The 20,017-nt window shown below is 63.5% G+C and carries 16 protein-coding genes; 5 read left to right on the top strand and 11 right to left on the bottom strand.

Annotated features, from left to right (window positions below; genetic code table 11):
- The first annotated feature begins 212 nt into the window (after positions 1 to 212).
- A complete protein-coding gene (gene fadB / locus MC381_RS14540; RefSeq protein ID WP_251978460.1) occupies positions 213 to 2,396 on the top strand; it encodes a fatty acid oxidation complex subunit alpha FadB in 2,184 nt (727 codons plus the stop codon).
- A 40-nt stretch (positions 2,397 to 2,436) separates the two neighbouring features.
- The gene (fadA, locus tag MC381_RS14535) at positions 2,437 to 3,612 is read left to right on the top strand and encodes an acetyl-CoA C-acyltransferase FadA (RefSeq protein WP_251978459.1); all 1,176 of its coding nucleotides are present in this window, start codon (positions 2,437 to 2,439) and stop codon (positions 3,610 to 3,612) included.
- A gap of 191 nt (positions 3,613 to 3,803) precedes the next feature.
- Here fadA and MC381_RS14530 read toward each other — a convergent pair whose 3' ends face one another.
- Together MC381_RS14530 and MC381_RS14525 are read right to left on the bottom strand one after the other, a co-directional pair.
- A complete protein-coding gene (locus tag MC381_RS14530; RefSeq protein ID WP_251978458.1) occupies positions 3,804 to 4,685 on the bottom strand; it encodes a S66 peptidase family protein in 882 nt (293 codons plus the stop codon).
- Positions 4,686 to 4,733: 48 nt separating this feature from the next.
- Positions 4,734 to 5,627 carry a LysR family transcriptional regulator gene (locus tag MC381_RS14525; protein WP_251978457.1) on the bottom strand — a complete coding sequence of 298 codons (894 nt, stop codon included), beginning with the start codon at positions 5,625 to 5,627 and terminating at the stop codon, positions 4,734 to 4,736.
- A 109-nt stretch (positions 5,628 to 5,736) separates the two neighbouring features.
- On the opposite strand from MC381_RS14525, the gene MC381_RS14520 reads away from it, so the two are divergent.
- Together MC381_RS14520 and MC381_RS14515 are read left to right on the top strand one after the other, a co-directional pair.
- Entirely contained in the window at positions 5,737 to 6,621 is an 885-nt protein-coding gene (locus MC381_RS14520) for a HalD/BesD family halogenase (RefSeq protein WP_251978456.1), read from the top strand.
- 108 nt (positions 6,622 to 6,729) lie between these two features.
- A complete protein-coding gene (locus MC381_RS14515; protein ID WP_251978455.1) occupies positions 6,730 to 8,013 on the top strand; it encodes a M24 family metallopeptidase in 1,284 nt (427 codons plus the stop codon).
- Between the two features lie 94 nt (positions 8,014 to 8,107).
- On the opposite strand, the gene MC381_RS14510 is transcribed toward MC381_RS14515, so the two are convergent.
- From MC381_RS14510 to MC381_RS14475, 8 genes are all read right to left on the bottom strand, one after another.
- On the bottom strand, positions 8,108 to 10,213 hold the full coding sequence (locus tag MC381_RS14510; RefSeq protein ID WP_251978454.1) for a putative bifunctional diguanylate cyclase/phosphodiesterase: 2,106 nt from the start codon (positions 10,211 to 10,213) through the stop codon (positions 8,108 to 8,110).
- A gap of 125 nt (positions 10,214 to 10,338) precedes the next feature.
- A complete protein-coding gene (locus MC381_RS14505) occupies positions 10,339 to 10,725 on the bottom strand; it encodes an MAPEG family protein (RefSeq protein WP_251978453.1) in 387 nt (128 codons plus the stop codon).
- A 41-nt stretch (positions 10,726 to 10,766) separates the two neighbouring features.
- Positions 10,767 to 12,068: an MmgE/PrpD family protein gene (locus MC381_RS14500; RefSeq protein ID WP_251978452.1), complete on the bottom strand. Its 1,302-nt coding sequence runs from the start codon at positions 12,066 to 12,068 to the stop codon at positions 10,767 to 10,769.
- A 56-nt stretch (positions 12,069 to 12,124) separates the two neighbouring features.
- Positions 12,125 to 12,961: a nitrilase-related carbon-nitrogen hydrolase gene (locus MC381_RS14495; protein WP_251978451.1), complete on the bottom strand. Its 837-nt coding sequence runs from the start codon at positions 12,959 to 12,961 to the stop codon at positions 12,125 to 12,127.
- Positions 12,962 to 13,060: 99 nt separating this feature from the next.
- Positions 13,061 to 13,936 (bottom strand): glycine betaine ABC transporter substrate-binding protein, encoded by an 876-nt coding sequence (locus MC381_RS14490; protein WP_251978450.1) that lies wholly within the window; start codon positions 13,934 to 13,936, stop codon positions 13,061 to 13,063.
- A 109-nt stretch (positions 13,937 to 14,045) separates the two neighbouring features.
- Positions 14,046 to 14,780, bottom strand: coding sequence for an ABC transporter permease (locus tag MC381_RS14485; RefSeq protein WP_251978449.1), 735 nt, complete (start codon positions 14,778 to 14,780; stop codon positions 14,046 to 14,048).
- Positions 14,781 to 14,783: 3 nt separating this feature from the next.
- A complete protein-coding gene (locus MC381_RS14480) occupies positions 14,784 to 15,941 on the bottom strand; it encodes an ABC transporter ATP-binding protein (RefSeq protein ID WP_251978448.1) in 1,158 nt (385 codons plus the stop codon).
- Between the two features lie 100 nt (positions 15,942 to 16,041).
- On the bottom strand, positions 16,042 to 16,707 hold the full coding sequence (locus tag MC381_RS14475) for an ABC transporter permease (protein WP_251978447.1): 666 nt from the start codon (positions 16,705 to 16,707) through the stop codon (positions 16,042 to 16,044).
- A gap of 272 nt (positions 16,708 to 16,979) precedes the next feature.
- Here MC381_RS14475 and MC381_RS14470 point away from each other — a divergent pair, with 272 nt between their 5' ends.
- Positions 16,980 to 17,849, top strand: a complete 870-nt coding sequence (locus MC381_RS14470; RefSeq protein ID WP_251978446.1) for a nitrilase-related carbon-nitrogen hydrolase — start codon at positions 16,980 to 16,982, stop codon at positions 17,847 to 17,849.
- A gap of 105 nt (positions 17,850 to 17,954) precedes the next feature.
- Here MC381_RS14470 and MC381_RS14465 read toward each other — a convergent pair whose 3' ends face one another.
- A complete protein-coding gene (locus tag MC381_RS14465; protein WP_251978445.1) occupies positions 17,955 to 19,991 on the bottom strand; it encodes a CocE/NonD family hydrolase in 2,037 nt (678 codons plus the stop codon).
- Positions 19,992 to 20,017: the final 26 nt, after the last annotated feature.

Here is a 20,017-nt window from a genome sequence, read left to right as displayed (position 1 = left end):
GCGAATCGCCAGTCTCCCGGTGACGACGTTCTCCACGACAGGGTGTCGCCTGCGGGCGTCGGGAGTCGCCCCCAACCGCCGGTGGCAAGACTTTGGTTGAGCTTGACGCTGCCGTCGGCTGAGCCCAAGCTGGACAGTATTCAAACGCCCGTATGATTCCGTCTTGTCGACGACCGTCGGGCGAATCCTGTAGCCATGCACGGAGACATCCCATGCTCTACGAAGGCGATGCCATTCGGGTCGAGCGCGAGGGCGAGATCGCACTCCTGACGCTCGATTTGAAAGGGGAATCGGTCAACAAACTCTCTTCGGCGGTGATCGGCGAGTTGCAGGAGGCCGTCGCGGCGATCGAAAACGAGCGCGGGCTCGACGGTCTGATCGTGACCAGTGCCAAAGAGGCGTTCATCGTCGGTGCCGATATCACCGAATTTCACGCCATGTTCGCCAAGGACGAAGCCTTCCTGATCGATATGAACCAGCGCGTGCACGCCCTGTTCAATCGGCTCGAGGATCTGCCATTTCCTACGGTGACCGCGCTCAACGGACTGGCGCTGGGCGGTGGCTGCGAGCTGAGTCTGACCACCGATTTCCGCGTCATGGCGGATTCCGCCCAGATCGGTCTGCCGGAAACCAAGCTCGGCATTCTGCCGGGGTGGGGCGGCTGTGTGCGGCTGCCGCGGCTGATCGGTGCCGATAACGCGGTCGAATGGATTGCCGGCGGTACCCAGAACGATGCGGACAGCGCATTCAAGGTCGGCGCGGTCGATGCCGTGGTGCCCGCCACGGCGTTGATGAGCGCCGCTCGCGAGCTGTTGGCGCGTGCCGTGGCCGGTGACTTCGATTACCGTGAGCGCCGGGCGCGCAAGTGTGCGCCGCTTGGTCTCAATGCCGTCGAACAGATGATGGCTTTCGAGACGGCCAAGGGGTATGTCGCCGGTAAAGCCGGTCCGCACTACCCGGCACCCATCGAGGCGATTCGGGTGATTCAGAAGGGCGCCGGCGAGAGCCGAGAGCGCGCCCAGGCGATCGAGGCGCAAGCTTTCGCCAAGCTGGCCAAGACCGAGGTCTGCTACAACCTGGTCGGGTTGTTCATGAACGACCAGACGGTCAAGAAAAAGGCCAAGCAGTATGAGCGCGACGCCCGGACGGTCGAGCAGACCGCGGTGCTCGGGGCGGGAATCATGGGAGGCGGGATTGCCTACCAGAGTGCCTACAAGGGCACGCCGATCCTGATGAAGGATATTCGCGAGGAGGCTATCGAGCTTGGTCTCAAGGAAGCGCGCAAGCTGCTCGTCAAACAGCTGGAGCGCGGCAAGCTTACGCAGGCGCGCCTGGCGGAGATACTCGGCAACATTCGACCGACGCTCTCCTATGGCGACTTCGGCCACGTCGACCTGGTGGTCGAGGCCGTCGTCGAAAATCCGAAGATCAAGGCTTCGGTGCTGAAGGAGGTCGAGTCCGCGGTTGGCGAGCAGACGATCCTCGCTTCCAACACCTCGACCATCTCGATCGATCGGCTGGCCGCCGACCTTCAGCGGCCGCAGAACTTCTGCGGCATGCACTTTTTCAACCCGGTGCACCGCATGCCTCTGGTGGAGGTGATTCGCGGGGCGCAGACCTCGGATGCCGCGGTGGCGGCGACCGTGGCCTATGCACGCAAGATGGGCAAGACGCCGGTGGTGGTCAACGACTGCCCCGGCTTCCTTGTCAATCGTATCCTGTTCCCTTACTTCGGCGGTTTCAGCGGTCTGGTCGAGCACGGTGCCGACTTCGAGCGCGTCGATCGCCTCATGGAGCGCTTCGGCTGGCCGATGGGGCCGGCTTATCTGCTGGATGTCGTCGGTATCGATACCGCGGTACACGCCAGCCAGGTGATGGCCGAGGGGTTCCCCGATCGCATGGCGCACGATGGCAAGTCGGCGATTCAGGTCATGCTGGACAACGAACGCCTGGGCCAGAAGAACGGCAAGGGGTTCTACATATACGAAGAGGACAAGAAGGGCAAGCCGCGCAAGCAGCATGACGAAGGGGCGCACCGGCTGGTCGAAAGCGTCGTCGCCGAGCGTCGCGAGCTCACCGATGACGACATCATCGCTCGGCTGATGGTGCCGCTTTGCCTGGAGACGGTTCGCTGCCTCGAGGACGGGATCGTGGGGACACCGGCCGAGGCTGACATGGCGTTGATCTACGGCATCGGCTTCCCGCCGTTTCGCGGTGGCGCGCTGCGTTATATCGATGCCATGGGCGTGGCGGCGTTCGTCGCGCAGGCCGAGCGACTGGCCGAAGAGCTTGGCGCGCTCTACGCGCCCACACCGCGATTGCGCGAGATGGCCGCGAGCGGCGAGCGTTTCTACGCGACGTCATCAGATGTGGCAGCGGCCGGTTCGACGGATTGAATCCACCTCCAATCTCACTCAGGTCAGTGGAGTCCTACTCATGAGTTTGAATGCCAGAGATGCCGTGGTGGTCGATGCCGTCCGCTCCCCCATGGCCAAAGCCAAGCACGGAGCCTTTCGCAACGTGCGCGCCGAAAACCTCTCCGCCGCGGTCATGCAGGCGTTGTTCCAGCGCAATGATGGGCTGGACCCGGCCGGGGTCGACGACATCATCTGGGGCTGCGTCAACCAGACCCTGGAGCAGTCGATGAACATTGCGCGGAATGCCGCCATCCTGACCGGCATTCCGCGGTCGGTGCCGGCGCAGACCGTCAATCGCCTATGCGGTTCCTCGATGAGTGCGCTGCACATTGCGGTGGCGAATATTCGTGCTGGCATGGGGGAGTGCTATCTGATTGGCGGTGTCGAGCATATGGAGCACGTGCCGATGACTCACGGCGTTGACGTCAATCCGGCGGCCAGCCGTCACGCCGCCAAGGCGGCGATGATGATGGGGCTCACTGCCGAGCTGCTGGGCAAGATGCATAACGTTACCCGGGAACAGCAGGACGCCTTTGGGCTGCGCTCCCATCGCCGTGCGAGCGAGGCCAATCGCCTCGGTTACTTCGACAACGAGATCGTGCCGATCGAAGGACACGATCAGGAAGGGGTACCAGCCCGGATTCGCCACGACGAGGTGGTCCGCGAGGATGCAAGCCTCGAGCAGATGGCGGCACTGAAGCCGGTCTTCGACCCGAAGAGCGGTACCGTTACCGCCGCGACCTCGTCGGCGCTGTCGGTCGGTGCCTCGGCGCTTATGGTCATGAGCTACGAACGGGCAAAATCATTGGGCCTGAAACCGCTGGCCAAGGTCGTCTCGACCGGTGTCGCGGGCTGCGATGCGTCGATCATGGGCTATGGGCCCGTGCCGGCGTCGCAGAAAGCGCTCGCGGCTGCCGGGCTCAAGATCGGCGATATCCAGACCGTGGAACTCAACGAGGCATTCGCGGCACAGTCGATTCCAGTGCTCAAGGATCTCGAGCTGCTGGATCGTCTCGACGAGGCGGTCAATCTGCACGGTGGCGCGATCGCGCTGGGGCACCCGCTTGGTTGTTCGGGTGCTCGCATCTGCACCACGCTGCTCAATGTCATGCGCCAGCAGGAGACGACGCTTGGCTTGGCGACCATGTGCATCGGTATGGGTCAGGGGGTGGCGACCGTCTTCGAGCGTCTATGAGCGTGGCCGCGGCAGCGCTGCGTTAGGTCGCGTCAGCGGATGCGGTAGTCTGTCGAGCGCTATCCGGAGCGCGACTGATGCCTCTCTCGCTCACCTTAATGCGCTCCGGACTTCGACTGAGACCTTTTACGGAATATTGTGCGCCGGCTCTCCTTCAGGGGCGCCGGCGTTTACACAATGACGTGCGAGTCTCACGCCAGAAACTGTAACTGGTCATTGACGATGCGCGCGCTGGCGCCGTAGCGCCACGGCAGATTGTCGCGGCCGTGACCCATGGGCAGCCCGGTGTAGAGGGGAATCCGGCGCGGGGCGAGCCAGGTCTCGAAGAGCGTTTCGATCTGGAGGTCGCCATACGGCGTGCAGTTCTCGAACGTCCCCAGGCAGACGGCGCCGGCGTCGTCCAGTGCTCCCGAGTAGACGAGCTGCCACAGGTCTCGTTCAAGCCGATAGTAGGGCTCACCGACATCCTCGAGTATCACGATGCTGCGCGGCGGAGCACGGAAGGCGAGCGGCGTGCCAGCGACGCTCGCCAGGGTTGCCAGATTGCCGCCGACCAGTGCTCCCTCGATCGCCCTTGTCGAGGGGATGACCGGCTGCAGAGGCTGCGCCGAGAGTCGCTCGCCCTGCAATAGCGAGCGCAGCCCCTCGAGGTCCCGCCGACTGGCCAGGCGGACAGCCTCGTCGTCCGCCGTCAGCTTGACGCCTTCCTTCATCACCGGACCGTGTATCGCCGGCAAGCCGTGATGGTGGCACTGGTCCAGCAGCACGCTGAGATCCGAGTAGCCGATCAGCGGCTTGGGCGCGAGGCGTGACCAGTCGAGTTCGGAGGCGAGATGCGCGCAGCCGTAGCCGCCGCGAACCGCCCATACAGCGTCGGTATCGGAGGTCGCGTAGGCGGCGTACAGTGTCTCCAGACGATGTTCGAGGTCGCCGGCCAGATATCGGGTCCGGGCCTGCAGGCGGGTCGGAAAACGCACCCCGAAGCCGAAATCCTCAAGCGCCGCGGCGGCGCGTTCGAGAAGCGTCGGGTCGGTAAACGAGGCCGGGGCGATTAGACTGAAGGTCAAAGCCATGCAACAAGATCCTGAGCGAGATCGGAAAACGAGATCGAAGCGCAGACGTTACGTGAGCGCGCCGGCCGGCGCTACCGGCTCCAGGCCCTCGACGCTGTCAGCCTGCACGACGATCTCCATCAACGCCTGACAGAATGCCTCGAACTCTTCACTCAGTTCGCCCGGTGAACGATGCAGCTCGATCTCGACGTAGCCCAGCTCCGGCAACCGGCCGGCGGCATCGATGGTCCGACAGCCCGGCGGTAAGCTTCGAGGCGTTTTGACCGTCAGCGCCAGGCCTGCCTGTACGGCGACGTTGACGCCGGTCGGCGAAGGGCTGGTATAGCGCACGTCCCATTGGCGCTCCTCGCGGCCCAGGGCGGCGAAGGCGTGCGCACGGAAGATGCAGCCCTCTGGATTGAGTGCCAAGGGTAGCGTTTCCCAGTCATCGATGTCGCGATGCTCGGCAATTGCCCATACCATCTGTTCCCGCCCCAACAGCTGTCCGGTCTGGGTCGGGCCGTGGCGCACGGCCAGCACCACGTCGAGCAGCCCTTCCTGAAAGCGCTGGATCAGGCTGCTGCTGATATCGCAGTTAACTTCGATTCGCACATGCGGGAAGCGTTCGGCAAAGCGAGGCAGCAGGTCTGGCAGGTAGGCGGTGGCCTGTTCGTCTGAGATACCCAGGCGGATCAACCGACCCTCACGCTCGCTCGACATCACGCGCTTGGCTTCGTCCTGCAGCTTGAGTATCTGGCGTGCGTAGGGCAGGAGCCGCCCTCCGGCGGGGGTGAGCGTGACGCTACGACTGGTGCGCTCGAACAGTGGCTCGCGCACGCGATCCTCGAGCCGTTTGATCTGCAGGCTGACCGCAGACTGGGTGCGATTGAGAATGCGGCCGGCGGCACTGAAGCCTTCGCATTCGGCCACCGCGACGAAGGCTCTCAGCAGATCGGGATCCATGATCGATGACTCCTAAAAATAGATTTCATGCGAACTATTCATTTTTATTGTTGAACGCTCGACCCTAGTCTGTCCAGGCACCCTGATTCGAACGTATGCAGGAGTTTCCATGTCTGGTTCCAACGCCGCCGTGCCCACACGCGCTCTCGAGGGTTTGGTCAATCTCGAACGCTACCCGCTCGATGACCTCGACAGCGATGTCGGCCGCGACCTGCTCGCTACCTGTCGGGCGCAGCTGGCGGAAGATGGCTGCGTAGTGCTCAAGCGCTTCGTGTCGGAAGAAGCCTTGGCACGACTGGAGCGCGAGACCGAGCGACTCTCGCCGGCGGCGCACTACAATCAGAACGAGACAAATCCCTACAACTCCGAGGGCGATGCCACGCTACCCGCGCGTCACCCGAAGAACCGTTTCGATGACCGTACCAACGGTTTCGTGGCGGGGGACCGCATCGATCAATCGACGATCATTCGCCAGCTCTACGGCAACGCCCAGTTCCAGCGCTTCATTGCTAGCGTGGTCGGGATGGAGACGATCCACGAGTATGCCGACCCGCTGGCCGATCTCGTCGTCAACGTGCTGCGGGAGGGATGCCAGCACCCTTGGCATTACGATACCAACGAGTTCATCGTCACGCTGCTGACGCGCAAGCCGGAGGACGGCGGACGCTTCGAATATGCCCCCGGCATTCGTAGCCCCGAGGGCGAGAACTATGACGGTGTCGAGCGCGTGCTCGACGGCGAATCGCAGGGGCTCAAGTCACTCGACCTGCAGCTCGGCGACTTGCAGATATTCTTCGGCCGCTACTCGCTGCATCGGGTCACGCCGGTCAGGGGCGACCGTGAACGGCATACCGTTATCTTCGCCTACGCCAAGGAGCCGGGCTTCATCGGCCGACCCGAACGGGCACAACGGATCTTTGGGCGCATGGCGCCGGTTCACGAGCGCATGTTGCGCGAAGGCCAGACTCGACGCAGCGACAGCCTGGCCGACTAATCACGGCATCTCTTCGTCTTCCGGCGGTAGTCGTCCGACTGCCGTCGCCCGCTCTTCAGGAGGTCGCGCCCTCGGCCGGCACTCCGCCGCCACTGTCAGGAACCTTGCATGAGCACTATCGAATTCGAATCGCTTTCCGATCACGAACCGGATCGCATCCCCGTCGTGCCCTCTGCGCCCATGGCCAACGGCGACAGTATTCCCACCGCCTTCGACCCCGTGCAGCTGCGCGGTGGTCGCCTGGCGCGTTTACGCGACATGATGCGAGAGCAGGAGTACGCCGCGCTGGTACTCTTCGATCCCAATAACCAACGCTACGCGACCGGGTCGCGTAACATGTTCGGCTACTTTCTGCGCAACTCGACGCGCTATATCTACGTCCCACTCGAGGGGCCGGTGATCCTGTTCGAGTATCCGGGCAGCGCTCATGTGTCGACGTGGCTCGAGACAATCGACGAATCACGCACTTCCAAAGTGGTCTGGTCGGCGGTCAATCAGCGCGACAATCTCTCGAGCGACCCTTTCGGCATCGAAATCGCCGAACTGGTCAACGCGCACGGTGGTGGCAACCGCAAGGTGGGACTGGATCGCTGTGCACTGAACCTGGCGCGTTCGCTGGAGGCCCAGGGACTCGACGTCTACGACTGCATGCAGGACACGCTCCACTGCCGGCGCATCAAGACGCCGGAAGAAATTGCCTGCCTGGCGCAGTCGATGGCAGGCAGCGAAGCCGCCGTGGCTCGGGTCGAGGAGGCGATTCGCCCTGGGATCACGGAGAACGAGCTGTTCGCGATCATGTACGGTAACGTGATCGAGCAGGGGGGGGAGTTCATCGAGACTCGTCTGCTCTCTTCCGGACCGCGCACCAACCCCTGGTTCAACGAAGCCAGCGACCGGGTCATCCGCCCCGGCGAGCTGGTCGCCCTCGACACCGATACCATTGGTTGTCACGGCTACTACTCGGACTTTTCGCGGACCTTCCACGTCGGCCCGGGCAAGCCCTCGGACTATCAGCGCCATCTCTATCGCATGGCGTACGACCAGGTTCACCACAATATGGGGTTGCTGGGACCCGGCGTCAGCTATCGTGAACTCGCCGAGCGGGCGTGGAAGATTCCGGCGCGATTCCTCGATCGCCGCTATCCATCGATCATCCATGGCGTCGGCATGCACGGCGAGACGCCGCTGGTCGCCCACCACATGGACTTCGACGCCTTCTCGAAAGATGGCATTCTCGAGCCCGGCATGGTCGTTTCGGTGGAGAGTTATATCGGTGAGGTAGGCGCTGCCGACGGCGTCAAGCTCGAGGAAGAGGTGTTGATCACCGATAGCGGCATCGAAAAGCTGTCTCGCTACCCGTTCGACGATCGGTTGCTGGCGCAGGAAGTCTGACGCCGAGCCATCACCATGCCGCGTCGAACGCCGGTACATGCCGCGTCGAACGCCGGTAGATGATGCGCCCCCCGCATCGCCTGCCGGCGTTACGCTATTTGTCCAGCAGGGCGACCAGCTGCGACATCGGCATGGGACGGCCGAGGTAGAAGCCTTGATAGTGCGTAATCCCTAGCTCCTGCAGCAGGGCCCACTGCGCCTCGGTTTCCACGCCTTCCGCCACGGTCTCCATGCCAAGCAGGTTGCATAGCCCGACGATACCCGCGAGCAGGTGACGCGATCGCGGGTCCGCTTCGAGGTCGTGCATGAAACTGCGGTCGATCTTGATCGTGTCGAACGGCAGTCGCTTGAGATAACCCAGCGACGAGTAGCCGGCACCGAAATCATCCATGGCCACGCGATAACCCGCCTGACGCAGCATCTCGATGCGGGCCTCGGGCGCACGCGTGTTCTCCAGAAAGACCGATTCGGTGACCTCCAGCTCGATCTGATCGGTCGAAATGTCGTGGCGGCGGCAGGCCTCACTCAGGGTCTCGCCCAGGGCGTCGTCCATCACATGTAGCGCCGAGATATTGACGGCCACCGGCAGCGGATGGCCGGTAGCGGCCAGCATGGCGGCGTAGCGTGCAGCGTGTTCGATCGCCAATGCCCCCAGGGCGGACGCCATGCCATTGTGCTCCGCGAGCGGCACAAAGGTGCTGGGCGGCACCTGGCCGTAATCCTCGGTCTGCCAGCGGGCCAGCAGTTCCGCGCCGATCATCCGGTTGTCGCCGTCGAACTTGGGCTGGACCACGAAATCCAGGGTTTCCCGCGTGATCGCCTCGCGCAGTTGCGACAGCATCGACATCTGCTCGAGGTTATGGTGCTCCAGCTGGTTGTGATAAGCGACGATCGCGTTCTTGCCCTTGTCCTTGGCCGCATACATCGCTACATCCGCGTGCTTGAGCAGGGTGTCACTATCGCTGCCATCCGCGGGGGCATGCACGATGCCGATGCTCGCGGTTACGCTGATTTGATGGCCGCCGATCACCATCGGCTGGGAGAGCGCTTCAAGCAGACGATGGGCAATCCTGTCGGCCAGTTGTGCGTCGTCGTCGATATCGATCACGACCACGAATTCGTCGCCGCCCCAGCGGGCGATCAGGTCCCGGTTGCGTAATGTGGCCCGCAGGCGTTTGACCATCACGCGCAGCAGCCTGTCGCCGGCCTGGTGGCCGAGCGAATCGTTGATGTGCTTGAACCCGTCGAGATCGATGAACAGGATCGCCAACGGCTCGCTCGCCGGGCCGTGCTCCAGCGCCTGACGCAGCCGGTACTGCAGCGTTGCCCGATTAGGCAGTTGGGTCAGGGTATCGATGCTGGCCAGGTGCTCCAGTTCACGCTCGGAGCGCTTACGCGCAGAAATGTCGCGCAGGGCAGCGATATAGTGCACGTGATCTCGCTCGTCGAGGCGGAAGTCGCTGAGCGTCAGCTCGACCGGGATCTCGTTGCCGTCGCAGGCCGTCAGGGTGCCTTCGTGAGGCTGCAGATGGCTCAGTCGTGCCAGTGCGGCCGGCGCTTGTTCGAGCGCGGAGGCATCCAGGTAAGACGCCAGCGATTCGTTACCCAGCGCTTTTGGGGCGCAACCGCTCAGCGTCATGAAGGCATGATTGCTCTCGAGAATTCGCCATTTGTCATCGACCACCAGCATCGGGTCGCGCGAGGCCGCAAAAGCATGCGCCCGCACGCGCGTTTCGTGGTCGGCATCAAGGGGGGCGGGGAGTGCCTCCCAAGTGCCAGTCGCGCTGACCGGCTGGCCCGCGGTGTCACGTGCAGTGATGCGGCCGCGAATGCGCAGGCGTCGCGTCGCGTCTGACTCGAGCTTGACGACGAGGTCCAGTGAGTCTTCGGTGTTGTCGATCAGGCGGCGGCGGGCGCGGGCCAGGCGCCGCAGGTCTGGTATGGCGAGTGCCAGCGGCTGTGCCGATGGCATTGCACCGGGACGCTGATGCCGAGGCAGGGTGGCCGGGCTGGTGCTCAGGCGTAGGCGATCCGACAGCGACCAGTGCCAGATCGACTGACCGGTCGCGGCCAAGGCGGCGGTCGCGCGTTTATCGACATCGGGCAACGATGGCTGATCGTCGGGGCGGTTGTTCGTCTGCAACCGGTAGCCAAGTGGGCCTTCCGGGGCGCACTCACTGGCTTCGTCGTTCGTCGACATCGATAGCGTCTCTCGCAAGGCGGAGCGGAGTTGCCGTCCGCGGGAACTCGAATCTTATCGGCCGTTCACCCTTCAACTTGATGATGTTGTACGTATCGACGCGGCGTCAGCCATGGCGAACGCGATCAGACAAGGGCCGTGAAAAACAGACAGAGTACCGCGAGGAAGGCGACAATGAAGACGGACGAGCGCAGTGTTGCCCGATCGAACGCGTAGCAGAGTGCATGCGCGATACGCGCCAGCACGAAGACAACGCTGGCCACGTCGGCCAGCCACCCACCCCCCGTCGTTTGCACGGCCACGACCGCGGCAGTAAATAGCGCCAGAGCCTCCCACGCATTCTGTTGTGCGGCCCAGAGGCGAGCCCCCATTCCCGTCATTTGCGCATACTGTTGCCGCGGGTGGTGGTTGTCCATGTGACCGAGCTCGCGGCGACGGACATGGCTGCCCCAGAACGCGAGCCAGAAGGGCAGCAGTGCCGTTATCAGCAGGCACCAAAGTGGCAGGTTCATCCGTTGACCTCGTTCGGTTGATCTCGCTGGCCGTGTCAGATTTATTGACGCAGATAGCGTAGCAGATCGCGCACCGAACCATGCTCGAGCCGCATGACCGTGTCACGCAGGCCAGATGCCGCCTCGCCGAGTACCGGCTCGGCGAGGCGCTGGTACTTGTGTTCGAGCTCTTGATCCGACAAGGGGTTGGAGGGGTTGCCACGTGCCTCGCAGGGTAGGCTCTCGAGAACGCTCCCATCGGTCAGCGTCATGTTGACGTGGGCCCAGCGCTCGGCAGGGAAGCGGGCATCGTAGTCGGCGTGTCGGTGCATGACGATGCGGCGGGCGAGCGCCTGCAGCGCTGGGTCTGTCAGCGAGTCGGTGACGCTGGAGGCATTGACCTGCCCGGTGGCCACGGCACAGGCGACGGGCCAGGGCAGGCTGTATTGTGCCGCTTCGGTGGTCTCGGGATTGGCGGTAGCCAGACAGACCCCCTCGTGAAAGGTGTGGACGTCGATCTGGACGATGCGCGCGGCATCCCCGACCGCGTCGCGTAGTGACAGGGCGGCCTCGACGGCGGGCTGTGCCCATCGGCAGACCGGATAGGCCTTGAAATACTGCTCCTGCAGATACCAGCGCTGACCGAGATCTTGCCAGATATCGTCGACATCGTTACCCGTCACGGTGATGGCAGGGGCGCCGGTGAAGCCTTCGCGAGCGAGCAGGCTTGCCGCTACCCCGGCCATGGCACCCCAGCCGGAGCCGTCCTTGACCATCGTCGGATGTTCGATACAGCGCATCATTTGACTACGCGGGCCGTAGAACTCGGCGATTCCCAGCGCTTCGCGTAGCTGGTCCCGGTCGAGTCCGATCAGCTTGCCGCCTAGGGCCGCCACGGCCAGTGCGTTCCAGGCTCCCGAGGTGTGGTAGTCGCAGGCTGTCGCGTGCAGGGCAATGCCCGCGCGAGTGGCAATTTCGTAGCCGAGGGCGAGCAGGCCGAGAAAAGCGCGTCCGGAGAGTGACTCGGCTTCGGCATACGCCAGCAGGCCCGGCAAGAGGGCGACGCCAGCGTGACCTTTGGTCAGCACCTGGCCATCGTGGGCATCCAGGGCATCGATCAGCCAGGCGCCGTGTAGCGCCACGCCGGTTTCCGAGGCACTTCCGCGGGCGAACAGCAGGGGCCGGGCGCCCGCGTGCTGAACGCTCACATAGCGCGTGGCAATCTTCGCCAGTTCGGTATCCGTGGCCGCCGCGGCTACCCCAAGCAGATCCAGCAGGCAGCGCTTGGCGGCGTGCAGGTTGGCGTCATCGAGCGTGTCGGGGTCGAAACGTGCGATCCAGTCAATCGGGTCGAAATCGGACATGGTGGCAAATCCTGAGGGGGCTGGATAATAAAGTGCGCACCGAGAAGGGGCGGCGTTCAGGTCAGCAGTTCGCGAATCAAGGGCGTATCGGCATCCCGCAGCGTCGGCAGCTCGAAGCGGGCGATCTCGATGGCCTGAGGATCGAGCTCGGCGTCGATCAAGGTTTCGCCCGCCGCCGCTTCCGCGAGCCTTTCCCCTCGTGGGCCGAGAATTTGGCTGCCACCCCAGAAATGGTGCTCGCCCTCGGGGCCGAAGCGGTTGGCCATGATCACCGGCGTGCCGTAGGTCATGGCGTAGAAACGTAGATTGAGTGGCCAGTTCTCTTCGTTCGAGAACCCCTGGCTGACGATGTGAGAAGCGGAGTTGATTGGGGCGCACAGGATGTCGGGACGCGCCAGCAGGGCGGCGTGGACCAGTGCGGGATTCCATAGGTCTGCACAGATCAGCGTCGTCGCACACCAATCCTGCCGCGGCCGGGTCGGCGTCAGGTGGCGTCCGCGATGGAACCACTTTCCCTCTTCGAGGCCGCCGTAAGTCGGCAGATTGAGCTTGCGGTGCACGTCGACGACCCGCCCATGCTGGAGGATCGCCATGGCGTTGTAGTATTCGCCGGGGCCGGCGGCCTCGACGAACCCGACCATCACTTGCATCTCGCCTGTGCTGGACGCCAGGTCGACGAGTCGCGGATCGTTGCGTGCGCAAGCTACCCGCGGGGTGCTCAGGCCAAGGGCGTAGCCGGTCAGCGAAAGCTCGGGAAACACCAGCAGTTCGATGTCGCGGCGACGGGCCTCGGCGATCCATTGACGATGGGCTTCGGTATTGCGCTCAATCTCGCCCAACGTGCTGTTGAGCTGCACGGCGCCGACATGAAGGGGAGGCCTGGTCGCCTGCATGATGTTGTCTCCGCGGCAAGGAGCCGCCGGGGCGGTTCCGGAGATAGGACAGGAGCGGCCCCGTCATCGCGGGGCCGTGAGCGAGCTGGGGAACGGGGCTTAGATCAGGTCGTGCTCGACCAGGAAATCATGGGCAACGTCTTCGATGTTATCGCCCTCGACGTCGACGCTGGCATTGAGAGACGCCATGATTTCGTCATCCAGTAGCGCCGAAATGGCGTTCATCTGCTCGGCCAGTTCGGGGTTCTCGTCGAGCGTCTCCTGGCGTGCGACCGGTGTCAGCGCGTAGTTGGGAAAGAACTGCTCGTTATCGTCCAGAACGACCAGGTCGTACGCGGGAATGCGCCCGTCCGTGGAGTAGGCGATGGAGACATCGACCTGCTCGTCGCGCAGTGCCGGCAGCGTGAGGCCGAAATCCATACGCTTGATGTTGGGACGACCGAATTCGAAACCGTAGGTCTCCTGTAGCGGCCGCAGACCATCATCGCGGGCATAGAATTCGGCATTGGAGGCAAAGGTCAAAGCCTCGCCGCCGTTGATCGTATCGGCCAGGTCCGCGATCGAATCGATGTCGCGAGCCTCGGCATCGTCACGACGCATGGCCAGCGCATAGGTGTTGTTGGCCTCGGACGGTTCGAGCCATACCAGACCTTTTTCGGCGTCGAGCTGCTTGACCCGTGCGTAGGTCTCCTCGGGCGACAGCTTCTCGGTCACCTTGTTGTAGGTGATCAGCGAGGTGCCCGTGTATTCCCAGTAGAGATCGATCTGTCCGTTCTCCTGAGCGCGGCGCAACACGGCAGATCCCATGCCGGCCCGCGTGTCGACATCGTAGCCGAGCGCTTCCAGATACTGTGTCGTCATGCTGGCGAGAATCTGTTGCTCCGTGAAGTTCTTGCCACCAACGGTAATGTCGGCGCTGGCGCTGCCGGTCGCAAAGAGGGCGGCGGTCAGAAATCCGGTCATCAGGTGTTTCATGAGTCATCTCCCAGGTTGTCTCGGATATCCACAGTCGTTGTCGATATCCCGTGTTGTCGTCGGTCAGACGTCTTGTCGTCTCATGCCGTCTCTGCGTCAGAGCGGCTTCTCAGCGCTGGCGGGCCGGGTTCACCCCGCGCGGTACCACCAGGAACGTAATCAAGGCGATCATCACGTCGACCAGCACGGCGAGCAGCGCAGTCGGTATCGCCCCCGATAGCATCATCACCGTGTCGTAGAGATCGATACCAGTGAAGATCAGCTCGCCCAGGCCCCCGGCACCGATCAGGAATGCCAACGGGACGGTACCGATGTTGATCGCCAGCGCCGTGCGGATGCCGGCGAAGATGACATAGAGCGCATTGGGCAGTTCGACGCGCAGCAGGCGTTGCAGCGGGGACATGCCGATGCCCGCAGCGGCTTCCATCAGCGCGGGGGAGACACTGCGCAGCCCGACATAGGTGTTGCGGGCGATCGGTAGCAGCGTCGCCACGAACAACCCGAAGATCGCCGGGGCCGTGCCGATGCCGAGAAAGCTCATCGAGAGCGCGAGTACCGCTAGTGTCGGTATCGTCGTGCCCACATTGAGCAACTGCATCAGCGACTCCGCCCAGCGGGAGACGCTCGGCCGAGACAGCAGAACGCCCAGCGGCACTGCAACGACGACAGCCAGCCCGCCAGAGATCGCGGTCAGCCATAGGTGCTGCACCGATAGATATCGGATATCGGGCCAGTAGAAGCGGAATTCATCGACCAGGCCGCTGGCCTGGGCCCAGACCCCGGCCAAGAACAGGAGTATCGCGGCGCCGAGCTTGAGAGCGCTGGATAGCGATCGGATCGGCATGGCTCAACTCCCCACCGGCTTTTCGCTGTCCGCCGCGCTGCGACGTGCGCGGTAGCGGGAGCCGAGGTGATGGGTCATATCGCGCTGGGTGATTTGACCGCATAGCGTGCCGTTGTCATCGACGCACGGCAGCCAGGTGGTGTCGTGGGCGAACATCAGCGAGGCCACCTTGCGCAGGTCGTCACCGAGATTGACCACGGCCGGCAGCCCACGCATGTGATCGCGACAGTAGCCCTGGTGGCTACCGGTTGTGTCGCGCGAGATCACACCGATCGGCCGGCGCCGGTCGTCGACCAGCAGAATCGCGTCGCGATAGCCGTGGGCATCGATACGCTCGCGTGCGGTGGTCAGGGTGTCGTTGCCGACGACCGTGCCGATCTCGTCGCTGATGACATCGCGCACGCGGACCAGATTGAGCCGCTTGAGGGCGCGATCTTCGCCGAGAAAGGATTCGACGAAGGTATTCTTCGGCGCGGAAAGCAGCTCGTCCGGCTCCGAATACTGCACCAGCTTGCCTTCGCGGAAGATGGCGATGCGGTCGCCCATCTTGATCGCCTCGTCGATATCGTGGCTGACGAACATGATCGTCTTCTGGAGTTCCGCCTGCATCTTGAGGAACTCGTCCTGGATCACGGCGCGGTTGATCGGGTCGATGGCGCCGAACGGCTCGTCCATCAGCATGACCGGCGGGTCCGCCGCCAGAGCACGAGCCACGCCGATACGTTGCTGTTGGCCGCCGGAAAGTTCGCTGGGATAGCGCTTGAGGAAGGCCTCGGCATCCATGGCGATCATATCCATCAGCTCGCGGGCACGGGTCTTGTAGCGCTGCTTGTCCCACCCCAGCAGCTTCGGCACCACGGTAATGTTCTCCTCGATCGTCATGTTCGGAAACAGGCCGATCTGCTGGATGACATAGCCAATGTTGCGCCGCAGTGCCTCGGTATCGAGGCCGCTGGTGTCCTCGCCGTCGAGAAAGACCTTGCCGGAGGTCGAGCGCACGATGCGGTTGATCATCTTCAATGTGGTGGTCTTGCCGCAGCCGGAAGGGCCCAGGAGGACGCAGATTTCCCCCCGGGGAACTTCCATGCTGATATGGTCGGCGGCAACCACGGCCCCGTCCGGGGTGTCGAAAACCTTGGTCAGATTGTCCAATCGAATCATGAGTTATCCTTGTGGGTGGCCCGGCCGGTGCCGGTACCACGAAGCGCGGTAACGGGTGTGACGTCGATGTCGAAATGGCTCGTGGCTTGCGACATCCGGCTCAGGCGGTGGCGCTGGAGACAGCCATGCCCTTGGGCGTCAGACGCTTCTGGAGTGCCAGCAGGGCGTAGTCGGCGATGATCGCCAGCAGGCTGACGGCGACGGCGCCGAGAATGAGTTGGCGAGGGTCGGATTGCGAGATGCCACGGCTGATGAAGGTGCCAAGCCCGCCGGCGCCGATATAGGCGGCAATTGCCATGACGCCGATGTTGAGCACCACTGCCGTGCGAACACCGGCCATGATCACTGGTACGGCCAGCGGAATCTCGACCATGCGTAGACGCTGGCGTTGACTCATGCCCACACCGCGTGCCGCCTCGCGTAGGGCGGGATCGACGTTGTGGATCGCCGTATAGGTATTGCGGATGATCGGCAGCTGCGAATAAAGCAGCACCGCAATCACCGCTGGCAGGTAGCCGATACCCTGGCCGATCAGCGACAGGATCGGGATCATCACGCCGAACAGGGCGACCGAGGGGATCGTGACGATGATCGAGGCCACGTAGAGCACGGCGCGGGCGACGCGCTCGTTCTGGGTGATGGCGATGCCGATGGGAACGCCTGTCAGGGTGGCGATGCCGACGGCCACGCCGACCAGCGAGATGTGCTCGAGCGTACGGGTGCCGAGCAGCCCCAGGTTATCAAGGGCGTACTGCAATAATTCCACAGGCAATTCCTCTGTCTTCTGCTGTTACGGCAGTGGGGATTCTTGCGAGAAGTTGTCTGATCTCACCGTTATTGTTGTGAATGCGTTTGTAAATCCGAACGTTTTTATAAATCCACGTTATGAAAATGATAATAACACGCTAGCGGCGCCTGCCATCGGGAGCCGGCATTGTAATGTGCAATGCGATCGATGGCTGATGCTCATAGACCTATTGTGCAATGCAATCGTCGTATGGCGTATGTTAAGGCTCCCCCTGTATTCGCGGAGCCCCCATGGACGAGACTCGATCCGCTCTTGTCGGTGCCGCCCAGATGAATTGCTGTCTGGGTGATGTCGATGCCAACCTCGCCATTCATCACGAGTTGATTCGCGAGGGCCGCGAGCGTCGCCTTGCGCTGCTGGCATTTCCCGAGCTTTCGCTGACCGGCTACGACCTTGGCGCCACCGTGAGGGAGGTCGCCATGAAGCCCGATGATCCTCGATTGCTGGCGTTGGCGCGTGCGAGCGGCGAGATGCTCAGCGTCGTCGGCTTCGTCGAAAGCGTGGCGCCTGGCGAGTACGCCAATGCGGCTGCGTGCTTGCGCGACGGTCGCGTGGTTGCCGTACATCGCAAGATGAACCTGTGTACCTACGGCGGCCACGAGGAGGGCAAACTGTTCCGGCCCGGACGGCAACTGACGCAGGCCGAAGCCGGAGGGCTCGCCTGCGGCGTCATGATCTGCGCCGATCTCTGGAATCCTGGACTGGCTCACGCCGCGATGCTCAGGCGGCCGGATCTGATCGTCACGCCGATCAACTCGGCGCTGGGTATGGTCGAGGGCGAGTTCGACGATGAGGCCAACTGGCTGGCCTGTCTGCGCTTCTACGCGATGGTCTACGGCACGCCGATCGTCATGGCACATCGTGACGGAGAGGAGAAGGGCGGACGTTTTTGGGGAGGCAGCTGTATCGTCGGTGTCGACGGCCATCCGCTGGCCCGTGCGGCGGCGGGGAGCGGGATCGTCAGTGCCGTCATCGATCGGGCGGACATCGCGCGTGCGCGCTTCGCCATGCCCACACATCGTGATGCCGATACGCCGCTGGTGGCGTCACTGCTGGCGGCACAGCTACGCGAAGACGCCTCGCCACCGCGCCACGACTGACGGGTTGAACCGCCGAGCGCGTGACAGGAAATCGCCGGCGGTGCTGGTTCGCTCACCCCGGGACGTGACGCTGTCCCAGCTCCCGGGGTGGCAGGGCACGACGCCTCAGACGTAATGGCGAGGGATGCGCTGTTTCCAGTGTCGTTCCACGAGGCACTCGTCGCCGGCGAAGGCTTTTAGCGTTGCCTCGAGATAGAAGAACTCGGTATCGCAAAGCAGACTGGCTTGGGTCTCGGTATGCGCGTTCCACCCATCACGCCGAAAATGCTGAGTCCAGTTCTTGCTCATGCGTGCCGTCGCCGGGTCTCGTGGATCGATACCGTAGCGCTCATGGGCGCTGGCACTATTGACCAGGCCGTGGTCATAGCTGACTTCCCCGAAGTCGTCGATGATTTCCAGTCGACTCCAGTCATCTTCCAGCGCCTGGGTCAGCGTGCGCTGGTTGTCGCCGGTGCGCGTGACCTGATGCTGCACGGGGCCTGCGTACACGGCAGGCTCGAAGATCGGCGCCGGCAGTCCGTTGCTGCCTCGATGTGGCAGATCAAGCCAGCTGGCGCGCTCGTCGATAGTGAGTCGGACCGCTCGTGGGCTTGGCCAGACTAGAGGCCAGTAATCGGTAGTCACCGAGACGCGTAGCCGCTGCCCCGGCAGAAAACGGTGGCAGAGCTGGTTGAGAGGGATGGCGACATCGAGCGGGGTGTCGACCGGTACCGCTTCCGGTGTCGAGTGGCTACGGCGATGACATAGGTTGAGTACGCCATAGGAGACGCGCTGCGAGGTGCCATCGGGCGCGACATCGCAGAGCCGCACGATCAGATTGGCCTGGGGTTGGTCGACGCTGACACGCAGGTTCAGCACGGGCCGACCGAGCAGCACCAACCCCGCCTCGGGAATTGTCGTGTCGAAGCAGAGCGAACGGGCGTCGTCGAGTCGCTGGTCGCCGGCGATTTCCGGCCCACTGCAATGGGGGATGTATTCACCCCCTTGCCAGCCGGTGTCCTGTGGCGCGCGCAGCGACACGACATGTCTGGCTATCGCCGCCGGGTCCCGGGTGAGACGGCCGTCGCGCAGATGCCAACGCTCGGGCGTGACGGTTGCGCTCGGCCATTCGGCTTCCGCCAGCCATTCGCCCGGCATCGACAGGGCGCGGTTGTCGGCACCGGCGAACTGCTGGCAGTAGACCCGATATAGGGGTTCCTGCATGACGCCCCGGTCGATGCCCTTCAGCCAGTGGTCCCACCAGCGCACGGCTTCCTGCAGGAAGCCGATGGTTGGACCCGGCATGGCGACATGGGGATAGGCGTGCGGCCACGGACCGACGATGCCGCGTCGCGGGCAGTCGGCGTGCTCGAGCAGCTCGGCAACGAAGTTGACATAGGCGTCGGCCCAGCCGGTGACGGCCAGGATCGGCGTGCGCAGGCGCGTATAGTCCTCGCATACCGAACCCTGGCGCCAGTAGTCGTCTCGGGCCTGGTGCGTAAACCAGTTCTCGGCAACAAAAGGCTGTCGCTCCAGCCGTTGACGCCAGCATTCGCGCCAATCGGGACGGAGTTCGCTATCCGGCGGGCGTGACATGAAGGAGAGCGAAGAGGCTGCCCAGCCGAAATGCTCGTTGAGGATTGCCCCGCCCTTGTAGTGGACGTCGTCGTGGTAGCGATCGACCGTGGCGCCGACTGCGATGATCGCCTTGAGCGCCGGCGGTTGACGGGCCGAGACCTGCAGCGAATTGAAGCCGCCCCAGGAGATGCCCATCATGCCGACGTTGCCGTCGCACCAGGTTTGGCGGGCGATCCAGTCGATCGCGGCGACGATGTCATCCTGCTCGCCAGCGAGATATTCGTCTTCCAGCACGCCATCGGAGTCGCCGCTGCCGCGTAGATCGATCCGCAGGGCGGCGTAGCCGTGTCCGGCGAAATAGGGGTGCATGCGTTCGTCGTCGGCGCTGGTGGCATCGCGACGGCGATAGGGTATGCACTCGATCACGGCCGGTACCGGATGGTCGTCGGCGTTTTCCGGCAGCCAAAGCCTGGCCGCCAGTCGAACGCCGTTCGGCAATGGAATCCACACGAGCGGATGTTCGGTAATCGCGTGGGGAAAGTCTCTGACTTCACGGGAATCGGGGCGTGCGCCACTGGGAAACATCTCGGCTCCTCGATACGACGCCGCCA

Origin of the sequence: Salinicola avicenniae (assembly GCF_023736115.1) — a bacterium.
In the GTDB taxonomy this organism is placed as follows: domain Bacteria; phylum Pseudomonadota; class Gammaproteobacteria; order Pseudomonadales; family Halomonadaceae; genus Salinicola; species Salinicola avicenniae.
Note: the sequence above shows the minus strand (reverse complement) of the source record. Positions and strands in the feature narration are given on the sequence as shown.

Coding starts and splice junctions, on each gene's coding strand:
- MC381_RS14510 (WP_251978454.1), bottom strand. CDS start 10,213: ATGTCGACGAACGACGAAGCCAGTGAGTGCGCCCCGGAAGGCCCACTT.
- fadA (WP_251978459.1), top strand. CDS start 2,437: ATGAGTTTGAATGCCAGAGATGCCGTGGTGGTCGATGCCGTCCGCTCC.
- MC381_RS14465 (WP_251978445.1), bottom strand. CDS start 19,991: ATGTTTCCCAGTGGCGCACGCCCCGATTCCCGTGAAGTCAGAGACTTT.
- MC381_RS14530 (WP_251978458.1), bottom strand. CDS start 4,685: ATGGCTTTGACCTTCAGTCTAATCGCCCCGGCCTCGTTTACCGACCCG.
- MC381_RS14505 (WP_251978453.1), bottom strand. CDS start 10,725: ATGAACCTGCCACTTTGGTGCCTGCTGATAACGGCACTGCTGCCCTTC.
- MC381_RS14495 (WP_251978451.1), bottom strand. CDS start 12,961: ATGCAGGCGACCAGGCCTCCCCTTCATGTCGGCGCCGTGCAGCTCAAC.
- MC381_RS14470 (WP_251978446.1), top strand. CDS start 16,980: ATGGACGAGACTCGATCCGCTCTTGTCGGTGCCGCCCAGATGAATTGC.
- MC381_RS14490 (WP_251978450.1), bottom strand. CDS start 13,936: ATGAAACACCTGATGACCGGATTTCTGACCGCCGCCCTCTTTGCGACC.
- MC381_RS14515 (WP_251978455.1), top strand. CDS start 6,730: ATGAGCACTATCGAATTCGAATCGCTTTCCGATCACGAACCGGATCGC.
- fadB (WP_251978460.1), top strand. CDS start 213: ATGCTCTACGAAGGCGATGCCATTCGGGTCGAGCGCGAGGGCGAGATC.
- MC381_RS14520 (WP_251978456.1), top strand. CDS start 5,737: ATGTCTGGTTCCAACGCCGCCGTGCCCACACGCGCTCTCGAGGGTTTG.
- MC381_RS14500 (WP_251978452.1), bottom strand. CDS start 12,068: ATGTCCGATTTCGACCCGATTGACTGGATCGCACGTTTCGACCCCGAC.
- MC381_RS14480 (WP_251978448.1), bottom strand. CDS start 15,941: ATGATTCGATTGGACAATCTGACCAAGGTTTTCGACACCCCGGACGGG.
- MC381_RS14525 (WP_251978457.1), bottom strand. CDS start 5,627: ATGGATCCCGATCTGCTGAGAGCCTTCGTCGCGGTGGCCGAATGCGAA.
- MC381_RS14485 (WP_251978449.1), bottom strand. CDS start 14,780: ATGCCGATCCGATCGCTATCCAGCGCTCTCAAGCTCGGCGCCGCGATA.